The organism is Clostridium sp. BJN0001 (genome assembly GCF_022869825.1).
GTDB lineage: Bacteria > Bacillota > Clostridia > Clostridiales > Clostridiaceae > Clostridium.
On record NZ_CP094971.1, the window covers coordinates 2,376,167 to 2,389,821 of the forward strand.

14 protein-coding genes are annotated in these 13,655 nt (G+C 31.8%); 6 read left to right on the top strand and 8 right to left on the bottom strand.

The window, feature by feature from the left end; genetic code table 11:
- Positions 1 to 890: 890 nt before the first annotated feature.
- Together MTX53_RS11550 and MTX53_RS11555 are read right to left on the bottom strand one after the other, a co-directional pair.
- Positions 891 to 1,223, bottom strand: coding sequence for a CGGC domain-containing protein (locus tag MTX53_RS11550; protein WP_244833928.1), 333 nt, complete (start codon positions 1,221 to 1,223; stop codon positions 891 to 893).
- A 50-nt stretch (positions 1,224 to 1,273) separates the two neighbouring features.
- Entirely contained in the window at positions 1,274 to 1,933 is a 660-nt protein-coding gene (locus MTX53_RS11555) for a Crp/Fnr family transcriptional regulator (RefSeq protein ID WP_244833929.1), read from the bottom strand.
- A gap of 86 nt (positions 1,934 to 2,019) precedes the next feature.
- Between MTX53_RS11555 and MTX53_RS11560 the strand changes: the two genes are divergently transcribed.
- Positions 2,020 to 2,727, top strand: a complete 708-nt coding sequence (locus tag MTX53_RS11560) for a 4Fe-4S binding protein (protein ID WP_244833930.1) — start codon at positions 2,020 to 2,022, stop codon at positions 2,725 to 2,727.
- A 104-nt stretch (positions 2,728 to 2,831) separates the two neighbouring features.
- Here the strand turns inward: MTX53_RS11560 and MTX53_RS11565 are convergent, their stop codons facing one another.
- From MTX53_RS11565 to MTX53_RS11590, 6 genes are all read right to left on the bottom strand, one after another.
- Complete coding sequence (locus MTX53_RS11565; RefSeq protein WP_106008132.1) at positions 2,832 to 3,323, bottom strand: HD domain-containing protein; 492 nt, start codon at positions 3,321 to 3,323, stop codon at positions 2,832 to 2,834.
- A gap of 80 nt (positions 3,324 to 3,403) precedes the next feature.
- Complete coding sequence (gene hcp, locus MTX53_RS11570; protein WP_244833931.1) at positions 3,404 to 5,032, bottom strand: hydroxylamine reductase; 1,629 nt, start codon at positions 5,030 to 5,032, stop codon at positions 3,404 to 3,406.
- A gap of 311 nt (positions 5,033 to 5,343) precedes the next feature.
- Complete coding sequence (gene hcp / locus MTX53_RS11575; RefSeq protein WP_244833932.1) at positions 5,344 to 6,990, bottom strand: hydroxylamine reductase; 1,647 nt, start codon at positions 6,988 to 6,990, stop codon at positions 5,344 to 5,346.
- Between the two features lie 242 nt (positions 6,991 to 7,232).
- Positions 7,233 to 7,436 carry a ferredoxin gene (locus tag MTX53_RS11580; RefSeq protein WP_244833933.1) on the bottom strand — a complete coding sequence of 68 codons (204 nt, stop codon included), beginning with the start codon at positions 7,434 to 7,436 and terminating at the stop codon, positions 7,233 to 7,235.
- A 21-nt stretch (positions 7,437 to 7,457) separates the two neighbouring features.
- Entirely contained in the window at positions 7,458 to 7,772 is a 315-nt protein-coding gene (locus MTX53_RS11585; protein ID WP_106008136.1) for a cupin domain-containing protein, read from the bottom strand.
- Between the two features lie 181 nt (positions 7,773 to 7,953).
- Positions 7,954 to 8,598 carry a Crp/Fnr family transcriptional regulator gene (locus MTX53_RS11590; protein WP_106008137.1) on the bottom strand — a complete coding sequence of 215 codons (645 nt, stop codon included), beginning with the start codon at positions 8,596 to 8,598 and terminating at the stop codon, positions 7,954 to 7,956.
- A 177-nt stretch (positions 8,599 to 8,775) separates the two neighbouring features.
- Here MTX53_RS11590 and MTX53_RS11595 point away from each other — a divergent pair, with 177 nt between their 5' ends.
- The 5 genes from MTX53_RS11595 to MTX53_RS11615 all read left to right on the top strand — a co-directional run bounded on the left by MTX53_RS11595 (position 8,776) and on the right by MTX53_RS11615 (position 13,248).
- Complete coding sequence (locus tag MTX53_RS11595) at positions 8,776 to 8,994, top strand: hypothetical protein (protein ID WP_244833934.1); 219 nt, start codon at positions 8,776 to 8,778, stop codon at positions 8,992 to 8,994.
- Positions 8,995 to 9,080: 86 nt separating this feature from the next.
- Positions 9,081 to 10,349: an IS4 family transposase gene (locus tag MTX53_RS11600; protein WP_244833863.1), complete on the top strand. Its 1,269-nt coding sequence runs from the start codon at positions 9,081 to 9,083 to the stop codon at positions 10,347 to 10,349.
- A gap of 194 nt (positions 10,350 to 10,543) precedes the next feature.
- Entirely contained in the window at positions 10,544 to 11,812 is a 1,269-nt protein-coding gene (locus tag MTX53_RS11605) for a transposase (protein ID WP_244833935.1), read from the top strand.
- A gap of 234 nt (positions 11,813 to 12,046) precedes the next feature.
- On the top strand, positions 12,047 to 12,529 hold the full coding sequence (locus MTX53_RS11610) for a permease (RefSeq protein ID WP_244833936.1): 483 nt from the start codon (positions 12,047 to 12,049) through the stop codon (positions 12,527 to 12,529).
- Positions 12,526 to 13,248 (top strand): permease, encoded by a 723-nt coding sequence (locus tag MTX53_RS11615; RefSeq protein WP_156212870.1) that lies wholly within the window; start codon positions 12,526 to 12,528, stop codon positions 13,246 to 13,248. Before MTX53_RS11610 ends, MTX53_RS11615 begins: the two co-directional genes overlap by 4 nt.
- Positions 13,249 to 13,655: the final 407 nt, after the last annotated feature.

Genomic DNA, 13,655 nt, shown 5'->3' on the forward strand with positions numbered 1-13,655 from the left:
TTTTTATTTTTCCTTCATTTCTTGCAATAATTCCCCTTTCAGGTCGGATAGCGAAGCATCAATAATTCAAGGTTTATGAGGTTTTGTTCAAGGTTTAGTGTCATAAGAGCTTCTTCATATATTCCTTGTATTTATCCTTGTATCTCTCATTATTACTGGTCTTAGTCCTGTTTTCTTCTTCATTTATCCCCATAAAGTTTGAACAGATAAGTAGTATCTGATACTTCTTATCTGTTTAAGATTTAGTGTCTTTTCCATTAAAGATTGAACAGAACTTTTTCATTATTATAATAGGACTAACTAGCTATCGCTCCGAATGGCTTTATTCCTAGGTTCCTGGCATTTCTATTGATTGAGTATTTCCTATTATTTTCTTATCTATTTGCTACTTCGAAGCATGAAAAAAGAGCTAGGGATTTTCTCATTAGCTCTCTATTTTGCTTGGTTTATTCTGTTTTTGCTTCTCCCTTTTGGGTTTCCAGGCTTTATTCTCCATTGGGTTTTTGGTTTTGTTCAGGGTTTATGGGGTTTGGGCTGGTTTTCGGGGAGAAACGGGGGAATTGTTATTTAATTACATTTGTTGGGACAAAAGGACGCACGTCTCCACATGGCTCGAGAGGACTTTTATAATGTCAACTCAACCTACTTTCGTTTAGGTAACATATTATAATAACTTCGACCGAGTTTCACCCTTATTTTTACCATATTATGTTAAAAATCATACAACTTCCTAAGACATATCGTTGACAACCGAAAGGTTGTGGGGATAGGTGGAATATTAAGTAATAATTTCATTGAAAGCTGTGTTATTGTCAATGCAGCAAATTATTGAACGGTTATGTAGCAATAACACACCTCCATTATCTTTTCTTAATATGACTAAACTGTATCTAGTGCGTATAATCTATAATAGTTACACTATCGCCTAGTTTTTTAATAATTGCTTCTTTCATTTCCTTAGCGTGTGGACAGGCAAAACCAATGGGATTCCCTTTCGTAATACAAGAGCACAAAACTATTGTATCAGCACCTCTTTTAACCATTTCTGCAGCTCTTGTTACTGCTTTTTTGCCAGGGCATCCTCCGCAAGTATTAAACCCTATAATCTCAATATCTCCTTCTACTCCTTCGAATGCACACTTTTTTTCTTTAATGACTTTAAAATCTGTTGTTCCAGGACACATATCCTCTGTTTGCATACATCTAATTAATCCAACCTCCATAAAAAATTCCTCCTTAATATAATCTTTTAAAAAATAGTAACTAATTTATTTTAAAGAATTTCAAATTCATTCTTATTGAATTTTAACAATCCTTCATCTCGCATATTAGATAGCTCACGTGACAGTGCACTTCTATCTACACAAAGATAAAATGCAAGTCCTTCTCGGTTATAAGGTATTAAAAATTTTTTTGAATGATTCATTTGAACTTGTGTATTGAAAAATGCTAATAACTTTTCTCTTGTAGTACGTTTTGATAATATCTCCATTTTTTGATTCAGCCTTATATTTTTTCTTGCAATCATAAAAAGCATATTTTCCATCAGATTCCAATGAAAAACACAGGCATTATTACACGTTTTGATGATTCGTTTACAATCAATAAACATTATTTCGCAATTCTCAGTGGCTTGCACTGTAATAGGACATTCATAAATATCAGCATATGCAAATGCTTCTGCAAAAATATCATTAATACCTAAATGAGAAAGAATATTGATATTACCTTCGATATCTTCTTTTATTATTTGAATGCCACCTGACAAAACTATTCCAACATAGTGAATATGCGTACCTTGTTGTATTATCAAATCCTTTTTTTTATAATAATTAACCTTTGCAGATAGACAATTTAAAATACTTTCCAAATCATTCAAATTAAAATTATTGAACAATTCATTATTTTGTAGTTGCTTAAGATATTTCTTCATAGCTCACCTCTTATGTTGCAAATGCAACAGACATCTTATGTTCATTATACTATACTAATACTATAAAAAACAAGGAGGACTTCAAAATGATTAGAAAAATAATAAAAATAGATGAAGATAAATGTAATGGTTGCGGATTATGTGTTACAGCCTGTCACGAAGGAGCCATTGGTATGGTAAACGGAAAAGCAAAGCTTCTTCGTGATGATTATTGTGACGGACTTGGTGACTGTTTACCGGCTTGCCCAACCAATGCAATCAGTTTTGAAGAAAGAGAAGCAGTAGCATATGATGAGGCGGCGGTAAAGATGAATATGGAAAATAAGCAACCTCAAAATTTGGCTTGTGGTTGTCCTGGTACTCAATCAAAAACGTTCAAGCGTAATGTTATTAGTGAAACCAAGGCAGAAACATCTGCAACAATACAAACCCAATTGAACCAGTGGCCAGTACAAATTAAACTTGCTCCACCAAACGCACCTTACTTTAATAATGCTCACCTACTAATTGCAGCCGACTGTACAGCATATGCATATGGCAATTTTCACAATGAATTTATGAAAAACAAAATAACCCTTATAGGCTGTCCAAAGCTGGATGAAGGTGATTACAGCGAAAAGTTCACTGCCATACTAAAAATGAATAATATAAAATCTTTGACAGTAGTAAGAATGGAAGTTCCATGCTGTGGTGGTATTGAAAATGCTGTTAAGACAGCCCTTCAAAACAGTGGAAAACTCATTCCTTGGCAAGTCATAACAATTTCAACTGATGGCAAAATTCTTGAAGCATAATTCATAAACTATATATCTTTACACCCGCAAAGTCTAGGACACTAAATCTTGCGGGTGTTCTTATTTTTTCTATATCAAAAAGTATTCTTAATTCTTAGTTTAGACTATGATAAATACATTTGTTTCAAAAAGTTTATCCCTGCATCCGTTTTATAATAATTGTCTCTTATTTTACAAATTGCTTCCTGCGAAATTTCATCTTCATATATATTGATTAAAAAATCTGCTTCAACAAGAATTTGAAAATCTATGCCATCAATAGCTGTATATGTATGATGATGTCCTACAATAAAACACACTCTTGAAATTATAGTGTCTTCAAAATCAAGCTTTTCAAGTAATTCCTTTGCTAAAGCAGGTCCTTCAATTTGTTGATACTTTCCTGAACTCGAATTATATTTCTGCTCACTTAATTTAATTCCAATATCATGAACAATTGCTGCAATTTCTAAAACTTCTTGGTTTAAGCAATCTACCTTCTCCATCTCTCCAATTGTTTTTGCGAAGCTATATACTTTCATAAAATGATTAATTCTTTTCACATCACTTGCATAATATTTAATCATTTCATTTATTAAAACAGATTTTTTATCCATGCTGTATCCCTCCGTTTATAAAACAACTCCTGACAAAGGCTATCAATTGTCAGGAGTTATATATTGTTTATTTATTAATTTTATGACATGAATAACTTAATATCATCCTCAACTGTACCAATACCTGCAATACCGAATTTCTCAACCAAAACCTTTGCCACATTAGGAGACAAAAAGCCAGGTAGTGTTGGTCCTAGATGTATGTTTTTCACACCTAGATACAGTAATGCCAAAAGAACAATAACTGCTTTCTGTTCATACCAAGCTATATTAAAGGCAATTGGTAACTTATTGATATCGTCCAGACCGAAAACTTCCTTAAGTTTTAGTGCTATAACTGCTAGTGAATAAGAGTCATTACACTGACCTGCATCAAGTACTCTTGGAATTCCGCCAATGTCACCTAAATTCAATTTGTTATAACGATATTTAGCACAACCCGCAGTAAGTATTATAGTATCCTTTGGAAGCTTTTCAGCAAATTCTGTATAATACTCTCTTGACTTCATTCTTCCATCGCACCCTGCCATAACAAAGAACTTCTTAATTGCACCAGATTTAACAGCCTCAACAACTTTGTCCGCAAGTGCAATCACCTGATTGTGAGCAAAGCCGCCTACAATGCTTCCCGTCTCAATTTCTTCTGGCGAAGGCAGTGTCTTAGCAAGTGCTATGATTTGTGAAAAGTCTTTTTTTCCATTTTCATCGGCTTCAATATGTGTGCAGCCAGGATAACCGGTAGCTCCAGTAGTAAAAATTCTGCCCCTTACTTCTTCGCTTCTAGGCGGAACAATACAGTTCGTTGTAAAAAGAATAGGGCCACGGAAGGATACGAATTCGTCAAGCTGTTTCCACCATGCGTTTCCGTAATTTCCTGCAAAGTTGTCATATTTCTTGAAAGCAGGGTAATAATGTGCAGGAAGCATCTCACTATGAGTATATACGTCAACGCCTGTGCCCTTAGTTTGCTCAAGAAGCTGCTCAAGATCAGTTAAATCATGACCCGAAATAAGAATGGCAGGATTTTTTCTTACCCCGATATTTACCTCGGTAATCTCTGGATTTCCAAATCTCGTTGTATGTGCCTCATCCAACAAAGCCATTACCTTAACACCGTATTCTCCGGTCTTGAGTGTTAATGCAACAAGGTCATCAGCTGTAAGAGAATCGTCTAGTGTTGCCGCCAATGCTTCGTAAATAAAAGCATTAATATCTAAATCCTCTTTGCCAATATTCTTTGCGTGTTCGCCATAAGCCGCCATACCCTTAAGTCCATAAATAATCATTTCACGCAAGGAACGAATGTCTTCATTCTCTGTTGAAAGCACACCCACGGATGTTGCTTTTTCAATCATAGTTTCTCTTGAATCCACCGTGAATATTGATGCATCGTGCAAATCTTTGACTTTGACAGTATTTTTCAGTTCATCTCTTAGCACTATCATTTTCTTAATTTGATTTTCAATATGACTGTCGTCAAAATTTGCGTTGGTAATAGTCATAAATAAGCTGCTTAAAACTTCATAATTAGTCTTATCCAGATTATTAATATCAACCTTTCCTTTTACAACAATATCTGAAATGCCTTTAAGTGTGTATATCAGAAGGTCCTGAAGCTTTGCAACCTCTTCATTCTTTCCGCAAACACCTTTCACTGTACAACCTGTGTTTTTTGCTGTTTCTTGACATTGATAACAAAACATACTCATTTTAAATCCTCCTTTTATTATTAAAATTTTTAGAAATTAGAATTACAAATCTATTCATATTTATTATACTGCTAAATTTTGCATAAGTATGTTGCAAAAGCAACATAACTGAACTAATCTACAAATTTTTTAAAAATATGGGCTGTCGAATCAATTTAGCATATAATATAAACACAGAATCAAAAAAGCCTCAGAAAATCATTAGCCTATAAAATAAGACTAATGATTTTTTAAAACTCCCTAGTCAACTAGTAATTTATTGTTATTATTTCCCTTTATACGACAACTTCAAACCATAATATTAATTAATATTATTGACCTAAAATTGCTTTTAAATCTTCTTCAGGTGTTGAAATAGGTTTTAAACCAAATTTGTCAACTAATACTTGTAATATATTTGGTGTAATAAATGCAGGTAGTGTTGGTCCAAGACGAATATCTTTAATCCCTAAAGATAATAACGTAAGAAGTATACCCACTGCTTTTTGTTCATACCAAGAAAGAACTAATGAAAGTGGTAACTCATTTACTCCACAGTTAAACGCTTCTGCGAGTGTAAGAGCAACCTTAATAGCTGAATATGAATCACTACATTGACCACAATCAAGCACTCTTGGGAAACCTGCTACTGTTCCTAAATCAAGTTTATTAAAACGGTATTTACCACAGGCTAAAGTTAAAATAATAGTATCCTTTGGAGTTTTTTCTGCAAATTCTGTATAGTAATTTCTACCTGGTTTTGCTCCGTCACACCCTCCTATCAAAAAGAAGTGTTTAATTTTGCCGCCTTTAACCGCCTCTACGATTTCATTAGCATGACTTAAAATAGCATTATGGGCAAAGCCAATGGTAATTCTCTTTTCAGGCTCATCTTCTTGCCATCCACCTAATTCTAATGCTTTTTGAATAATAGAAGTAAAATTTTTTTTACCATTAACTTCTTCAATATGTGGACATTCAGGCATCCCAACTATACTTGTTGTAAATAATCTATCTTTATAGCTGTCTCTTGGTTTTTGTATACAGTTAGTAGTCATTAGTATACATCCAGGAATTCCGTCAAACTCCTCTTGCTGTTTCTGCCATGCACCTCCAAAGTTACCAATTAAATTCTTATGCTTTTTCAATTCTGGATATGCATTTGCAGGAAGCATTTCACAGTGAGTATAAATATTAATGCCTTTACCTTCTGTTTGTTCTAAAAGTTCCTTTAAATCCTTGTAATCATGTCCTGAAACTATAATAAATGGACCTTTTTTCTTTGTAATTAATACTTCTGTTGGCTCAGGATCACCAAAAGGACTAGTAACAGCAGAATCTAATACTTCCATACATTTAAAGTTGGTTTTACCAAGTTCCATGTTTAAATTAAATAAATCTTCAACCGTTAAACTCTCATCAATCGTACCCGCTAAGCCTTTGTAAAAGAAATTATTGACTTCATCCTCAAATTTGCCGAGTATATAAGCATGATGCGCATATGCAGCCATTCCTTTAAATGCGTATATTAACAATTCTCTTAAAGAACGTATATCCATATCTAATTTTTCATCAGACATAATCCCTATATTCTTAGCATCTGCCACCATTTCTTCCATAGTGTTTGGTGCTCTGTAATTTGCCGCTTTAGGTACATTTTCAATTTCACCAACTGCATTTTTAAGTTCTTCTTTTATTTCTTCGGCTTTTTTAATATACTCTACAAATCTAGTCGGATCAAAATTAACATTAGTAAGAGTAGAAAACATAGTATCTACCACAAACTTATTGATTTCACTCCTAATTTTTAACCCTTTCTCCAAATTTTTTTGACCATAAAAACCAATACCTTTCAATTCATGGATAAGTACATCTTGTAAATTAGCAACCGTAGGATTTTTACCACATACACCTGATTTTACACAGCCTTTAGCACCTAATGTTTGCTCACATTGATAACAGAACATTGAATTTTCCATAATAAACCTCCTAGTATTTTGGGATAGTTATATTATTTCCAGAATGAATAAAATATATTATAAAATATCAAAACTCCGCAAAAATGCTGCGGAGTTCAGTTTTTATTAGGATAATAATCCTTTTTTACATAAAATTTTCTGAATTGCTTTTAAAGCCTGTATATCTCTAATACATCTAAATATTATTTACTCTCATTATAAATATAACCCCATCAATGAATTTTATGATGAGGCAATACATATTAACTATTACATTGATATTCAATTGTTATTACAGATACAGGGCAACCGTCTCTTGCTTCTAATGCTGAATTCTCTGCATCTGATGGTATAGGATCAACATAAACTTCAGCCGGACCATCATCACCCATACGAAATACTTCTGGACACATAGACACACAAAGCCCACAGGAAATACAACCTTCTCTATCAATTTCTGCTTTCATCTCATTCACCCTTTCATATTTTTACATTTTGGGAGCTGGTGCTTTTACAACAATAAGCTCCAATGTTTCATGATGCATATTTTTCACATTCATCTTCGTTTGAAACGGTATTTTTAATAAAGTACCTGCCTCATACTCATGGATATCCTGATCATTAAGTCCTATTGAAAGCTTTCCTCTAATAACTGTCATATAAACGTTTGAATTAGAAAAATGTTCAGGAAGCCCTTCATCTTTATTGAAAATCATGTGAAGATAATGTACATTTTCGTCAAATACAACTTTCTCAACAGCTTTTTCATTGCCTCTAGCCAGTTCAAATATTTGTTCAATCAATATTTAACACCTCCAACCCAATTATTATTTCAATATATTTAGAATTTAATACTACAAATCAATATACATTTATTATACTGTTAACCTTTGCAAAAATATGTTGCAAATGCAACAAATATTATTATTTTTTGCTATAATCAATATTCTCTTTATAAGTTTGTGCTTAAAGATTAAGATGATTTTATATATGCTTTAATATTGTTATTTTTCGGTTATCAATGCTGATAATGCCGTCAAGTTGCATTTTTTTAATTTCTCTAAAAAGCGAAGGACGCTGTACTCCGAGATAATCGGCAAATTCTTTTTTACTAAAAGGCAAATACACTGTTTGCGAATGTTGAGCGATTGATTGTTGTAATAAATACTCATAAATATTCTGGCGAAGTGTTTTTCGTGAAAACATAGCAATTTTGTGATTAAGTCCAAGAGAATTTTGCGATAATGATCTTACATATGACATTACAAAATCATAATTGTGAAGTAATATTTCTACAGCTGTTTTTTCTATATGAATAAGACTACATTCAGATGAACAATATATGTTAAGAGGGTAGATATTATTAGTGGCAAATAACAGATTTGCACCAATAATACTATCCTTTTTAAATTCAAACATTATTGTTGAAGAACCACTCTCGGTAAGAGAATAAGCTGTAAGACTGCCCGTAACGACAATATCGAGAGAGTTACATAAACAGCCTTGATTATATAAGGTTTCCCCTTTTGCATACTTTTTAATTTTGATTTGACCTTGAGAAACGAGTAATTCAATATCAGTAACAGGTTTCAAAATCGGAACACATTTTATAATGTCAATATCTTTCATACTATGCCCCCTTTTTTATATTGAGTTCTCACGGAAACTCTTAGTTGCCCATGAATACTCTCTTGTCTTAATTTATTTTTTTCTTAATTCCCCCAACTTTTTTGCATAAAAGCCTTGACAAATGTATAGAAATTTGCGGCATCCTCCTAAAAACATACTTTTTTGGAGGATTATATTATGCTTAAAAATTGGACATCTCATGCTGAATATCAGCAATTTATTATTTCAAATTTCTCATCATCTAATCAAACTTTTTATAAAAGAGTTTTAGAATTAGAATCATCTATTTCTAAACTATATTGTTTAGATTTAGATATACTTGGAGAAATATTGAAGCCTTATTATTCTAACACGGGCAGGCCTGCCGCCCAATGTCGTCAACTTAAGAGAAAATGATAATTTAATAAAAAAAACACTTGACAATAGTGGAAAATTTTGCAGCCTCGCTATAGAGAAATAAATTTATAGCGAGGTTTTACATTATGAAAAATACTAGATTATTATCTTTAATTTTAAAAGAAACAAACGATTTAATTACTTCAAGTGAGTACAAAGAAGCATACAGCTTAGGTAACTCATTCTCAAGGAATAGAAAACTATCCTTTTCAAATACGGTTCATTTTATTTGCTCCGCATTGCGAAAATCCATCTCTTCTGAAATTGATAATTTTATTGAAGATCATAAATGTTTAAAATTTCCGTCAATAACAAAACAAGCATTTTCTAAGGCAAGACAAAATATATCACCAGAAGCCTTTAATGAATTATGCAGACTTTTTGTTGATAAATTTTATAGTATAAATAAAAATTTAAACACTTGGAATGGTTTTAATATTCTAGCTGTAGATGGAACTAGTCTACAAGTGCCAGATACAAAAGAATGTGGTGAATATTTTGGATTAAGCAGTAATCAAAATAAGACAAGAACTGCTATTGCGACGGCGTCAGCCTTATATGATGTATTAAATGACATTATTGTAGATTCTAGAATTACTAAATATAAGACAAGTGAAAGACATATTGCAAAACAACATATAGAGTCAATAGGAGATAAATTCTGTCCTCGAAAAAGCATTGTTATTTTTGATAGAGGCTATCCTTCATATGATATGTTTGATTATTTAAATTCCAAGGAATTACTATTTTTAATGCGAGTATCAACATCTTTTAAACTTGCACAATCAATAGATTCCCCTGACTTTATTTTAAAATATAAAGTTAAAGGTGAAATAAAAAAAATAAGAGTAGTAAAAGTTAAGCTGTCAGATGAGGTGACAGAAACTTTAGTGACTAACATCTATGATGATACTATTACGCCTTTAAAATTCAAAGAACTCTATTTCTTAAGATGGGGCGTTGAATCTAAATATAAAGAATTAAAATGCAGTCTTAAAATCGAAGAATTTTCAGGTACTAAGCCAATTGCCATAAAGCAAGATTTTTACGTTTCTATTTATTTATCGATGATTGCAGCTCTTATAAAAAAAGATGCCGATGCTGCGATATCAAATGATAATAAGGATAAAGATTTAAATTCAATATATCAATCAAATAGGAATTTTATTTTGGGACAGGTATTCAAACGAATTATAGCTTTATTAGTTAAATCTAGATTAAGAAATAAGCTGTTAGAATTAATACTTGAAAAAGCTATAAAAATACGCTCACAAATACGTTGCAACCGATCTTGTGAGCGCAAAAACAAACATCCAAGAAAAAAGCACCATCATAATATTAAATCCTGTTTTTAATATTAAATATAAATAAATACATATTTAAAATTCACTTTATCCAGTGGATTTATTTAGTGTACCATTTTTTAAGATAAATTAAAATAGACATCAAAAATGATTTCTTTCAATTTATTTTTGCATAGCTTAATCTACTAAGTTGACGACATTGGCCTGCCGCCCTTCAACCTGAAATATTTCGTTCCTTTTCATTAATGCTTTTTCTGAAAGAAACTAGTATTACAAATTGGGTAAAAAAATTAAATTGTGATGAATTCCTTGCAATATGCATCGGTTGCACCGCCGGTAAAACACCATCACTTGGTGCTCATTATGATTTTATATCTAGACTTTGGATGTCTGACTTAGCATCTGATAGAAAAAGGCTTAAAATTGTACGACCTTACAAGAAAAAACCATCTAAAGTAAAATCACCAGGACAAAATAAGAAGCTTCCTAATAAAAAATCTGGATCTGTGAAAAAAATATGCGATTTTTTTGAAACAGACCATTCATTTTCACTTAGAGCTGAAAAATTGCTTCAACACATATTTTCTCTTGTTGCTGTTAAACCATCATTTGATCTTAATCTAATAAAACAACAGAATCTTACACTCGCTGGTGATGGCACATGTGTTCATTGTCATTCATCTTATTATGGTTCAAAAGTTTGTAACTGTCGTGAAAATGGTATTTACGATTGTAAATGTGCCCGTAAACTTTCTGATGTTGATGCTAATTGGGGCTGGGATAGTCATGAAAACCGTTGGTTTTACGGTTATACTCTTTATGCGCTATCTACTTATAACCCTGAATATAAAATATATTTACCAGTATATCTACGCTTTGTAGAAGCAAGTAGACATGATAGTATAACTGGAGTAGTTGCATTGGCTGAATTTAGAGAACTGTTACCGCAGTTCAAAATATCAAATTATGTGCTTGACTCAGCCAATGATAACTATCCTACATATGAATTATGCTCCAAATGGAACATTAATCCCTTCATTGATTTGAATTCCAAAAATAAAGGAAATTCAAAATATCCTACATCCTTATCAATTAATGAAAAGGGTGTTCCAATATGCATAGGCGGCCATGAAATGATTTATAATGGCTTTGAAAAAAGCCGTTCAAGAGTTAAATGGCGCTGTCCTTTAGCATGTAAAAAAATTAAATCATGTTCTTGTACTGACCAATGCTCGCCTTCGGCATATGGCCGAGTAATATATACTAAACCATCATGGGATTTACGTTTATTTACAAAAATCCCTCGTGGTTCAAAACAATATAAAGAAATTTATAAAACCAGAACCTGTTCCGAAAGAATCAACAATCGTATTCTTAATGACTATAAAATTCATTCTTTAAAAATACGTGGTAAAAAGCGTTATTCTTTCATGACTATGATTGCTAGCATCAATATTCATCTTGACGCTAGAATTAAAGCCTTTGGATTTTCTATCTTAAATTTATTAAAATAGACTTTCAATCAAATTGAATATTTTTTTAAACTTACATTTGTAGGTTTGTTTGCTATGCCTATTTTTAAATAAAAACTAAAGTTTTTATTTAAAAATACTACTTGTATAAATAATCACAATTACTAAATTAGTTTCCGTGACTACTCATATTATATCAAAAAGAAACATTGGTGTCTATTATCTCATATAAAAATCACTTATAATCGGATTATTAAATAACAAGGGGGATTTAAAATGGATATATTCACTATAGCAATCTGGATAGGAACAATTATTTTTCTTATTTTTTCTTTGACAAAAAACAGAGAAAAAACAAAAAACGCACTTAGAATGGCTTTTGGCATGGGCAAAAGTATGATTCTCAGTATATTGTCAATTATTTTACTAATAGGTCTTGTTTTGGCACTACTTCCACCTGAACAAATTGCAGGATATGTTGAGAATCAAAATGTTTTAATTGCTACCATCGTATCTGCACTGTTTGGGACAATTACTCTTATTCCTGCTTTTATTGCATTTCCTCTTGTTGGAACACTTATTGGTGCAGGTGTTGGGGTTGTCCCTTCTATTGCTTTTTTAACAACATTAACTATGGTTGGAGTGGTTACATTTCCACTTGAAAAAAAAGAATTCGGAATGAAATTTACAGTTGTCAGAAATGGACTTAGCTTTGTATTTGCTATAGTTATAGCACTTGTTATGGGGGTGATAATATGATAAAGATTACAAAGATACTTAAAGAAAATTTATTTACAGCAATAATTATTATTGCATACGTATTAATATTTATTCTTAAACCTGAAACTGGTATGACTGCGGTAGGCAACAGTGGGTACTATTTAAAAGAAATGCTTATGATTATGCCGGTTATTTTTGTTTTAACAGCCTTGCTTGATGTATGGGTGCCAAAAGAAACAATAATGAAATATCTTGGTAGGCAATCAAAATTTAAAGGCACTATTCTATCATTCCTTCTTGGAGGAATATCTGCCGGACCTATTTATGCTGCTTTTCCAGTCTGTATTATGTTGCATAAAAAAGGAGCATCAATAAAAAATATTGTCATAATACTCAGTTCTTGGGCGGTTATAAAAATCCCTATGCTTCTAAATGAAATAAAATTTCTAGGAATTGAATTTATGGTTGTTCGTTGGATTCTCACTGTTATTGCCATTGTTATTTTCTCATGGATAACTTCGAAAATTGTTAAAGATGAAGATATACCAAGCGAGTCCACACCTGAACAAGAAGGGGTAATAATAAATCGAAATGCTTGCATGGGTTGTTCTCTATGTGTAAAGAACTATCCAGAACTTTTTGAAATAAGTAATAAAAAAGCACAAGTTAAAAAATACGATTTCATTCTTGATGATATAAAACTTAATAAAGCAATTGATAATTGTCCTGTTAAAGCTATTAGCTTTTATAAAAGATAAACTGATAAAAATCTGCTAATCCAATCTAAAGTAAGAATTAAAGCTACGATTTCATATCGTAGCTTTAATTCTTATAAAAATATATTTTAATATATAATCCAAAATAGTAATTCAATCATCCGTTTATTTACTATTGTATTTAAATGCTCAGCACGAGTGTATTCGATAGAGTTGCTATAAATTCATCAGTTATGCTTAATATTATCCCTAAAATTTTAATATAGGGTGATTTGTTTATTTGGCTCACCCTATATCTCCACATCAATCTCCATCCCAGATTTAAAGGCAACAGTGACTTTTTCATCATAAACAGTAATTTTTTCTATCAGCTTGCGGACTATCTGTTCATCATACTTATTGAACGTCAAATTATTTGATGCTAATATCATAACTTTATTTGATGCTAA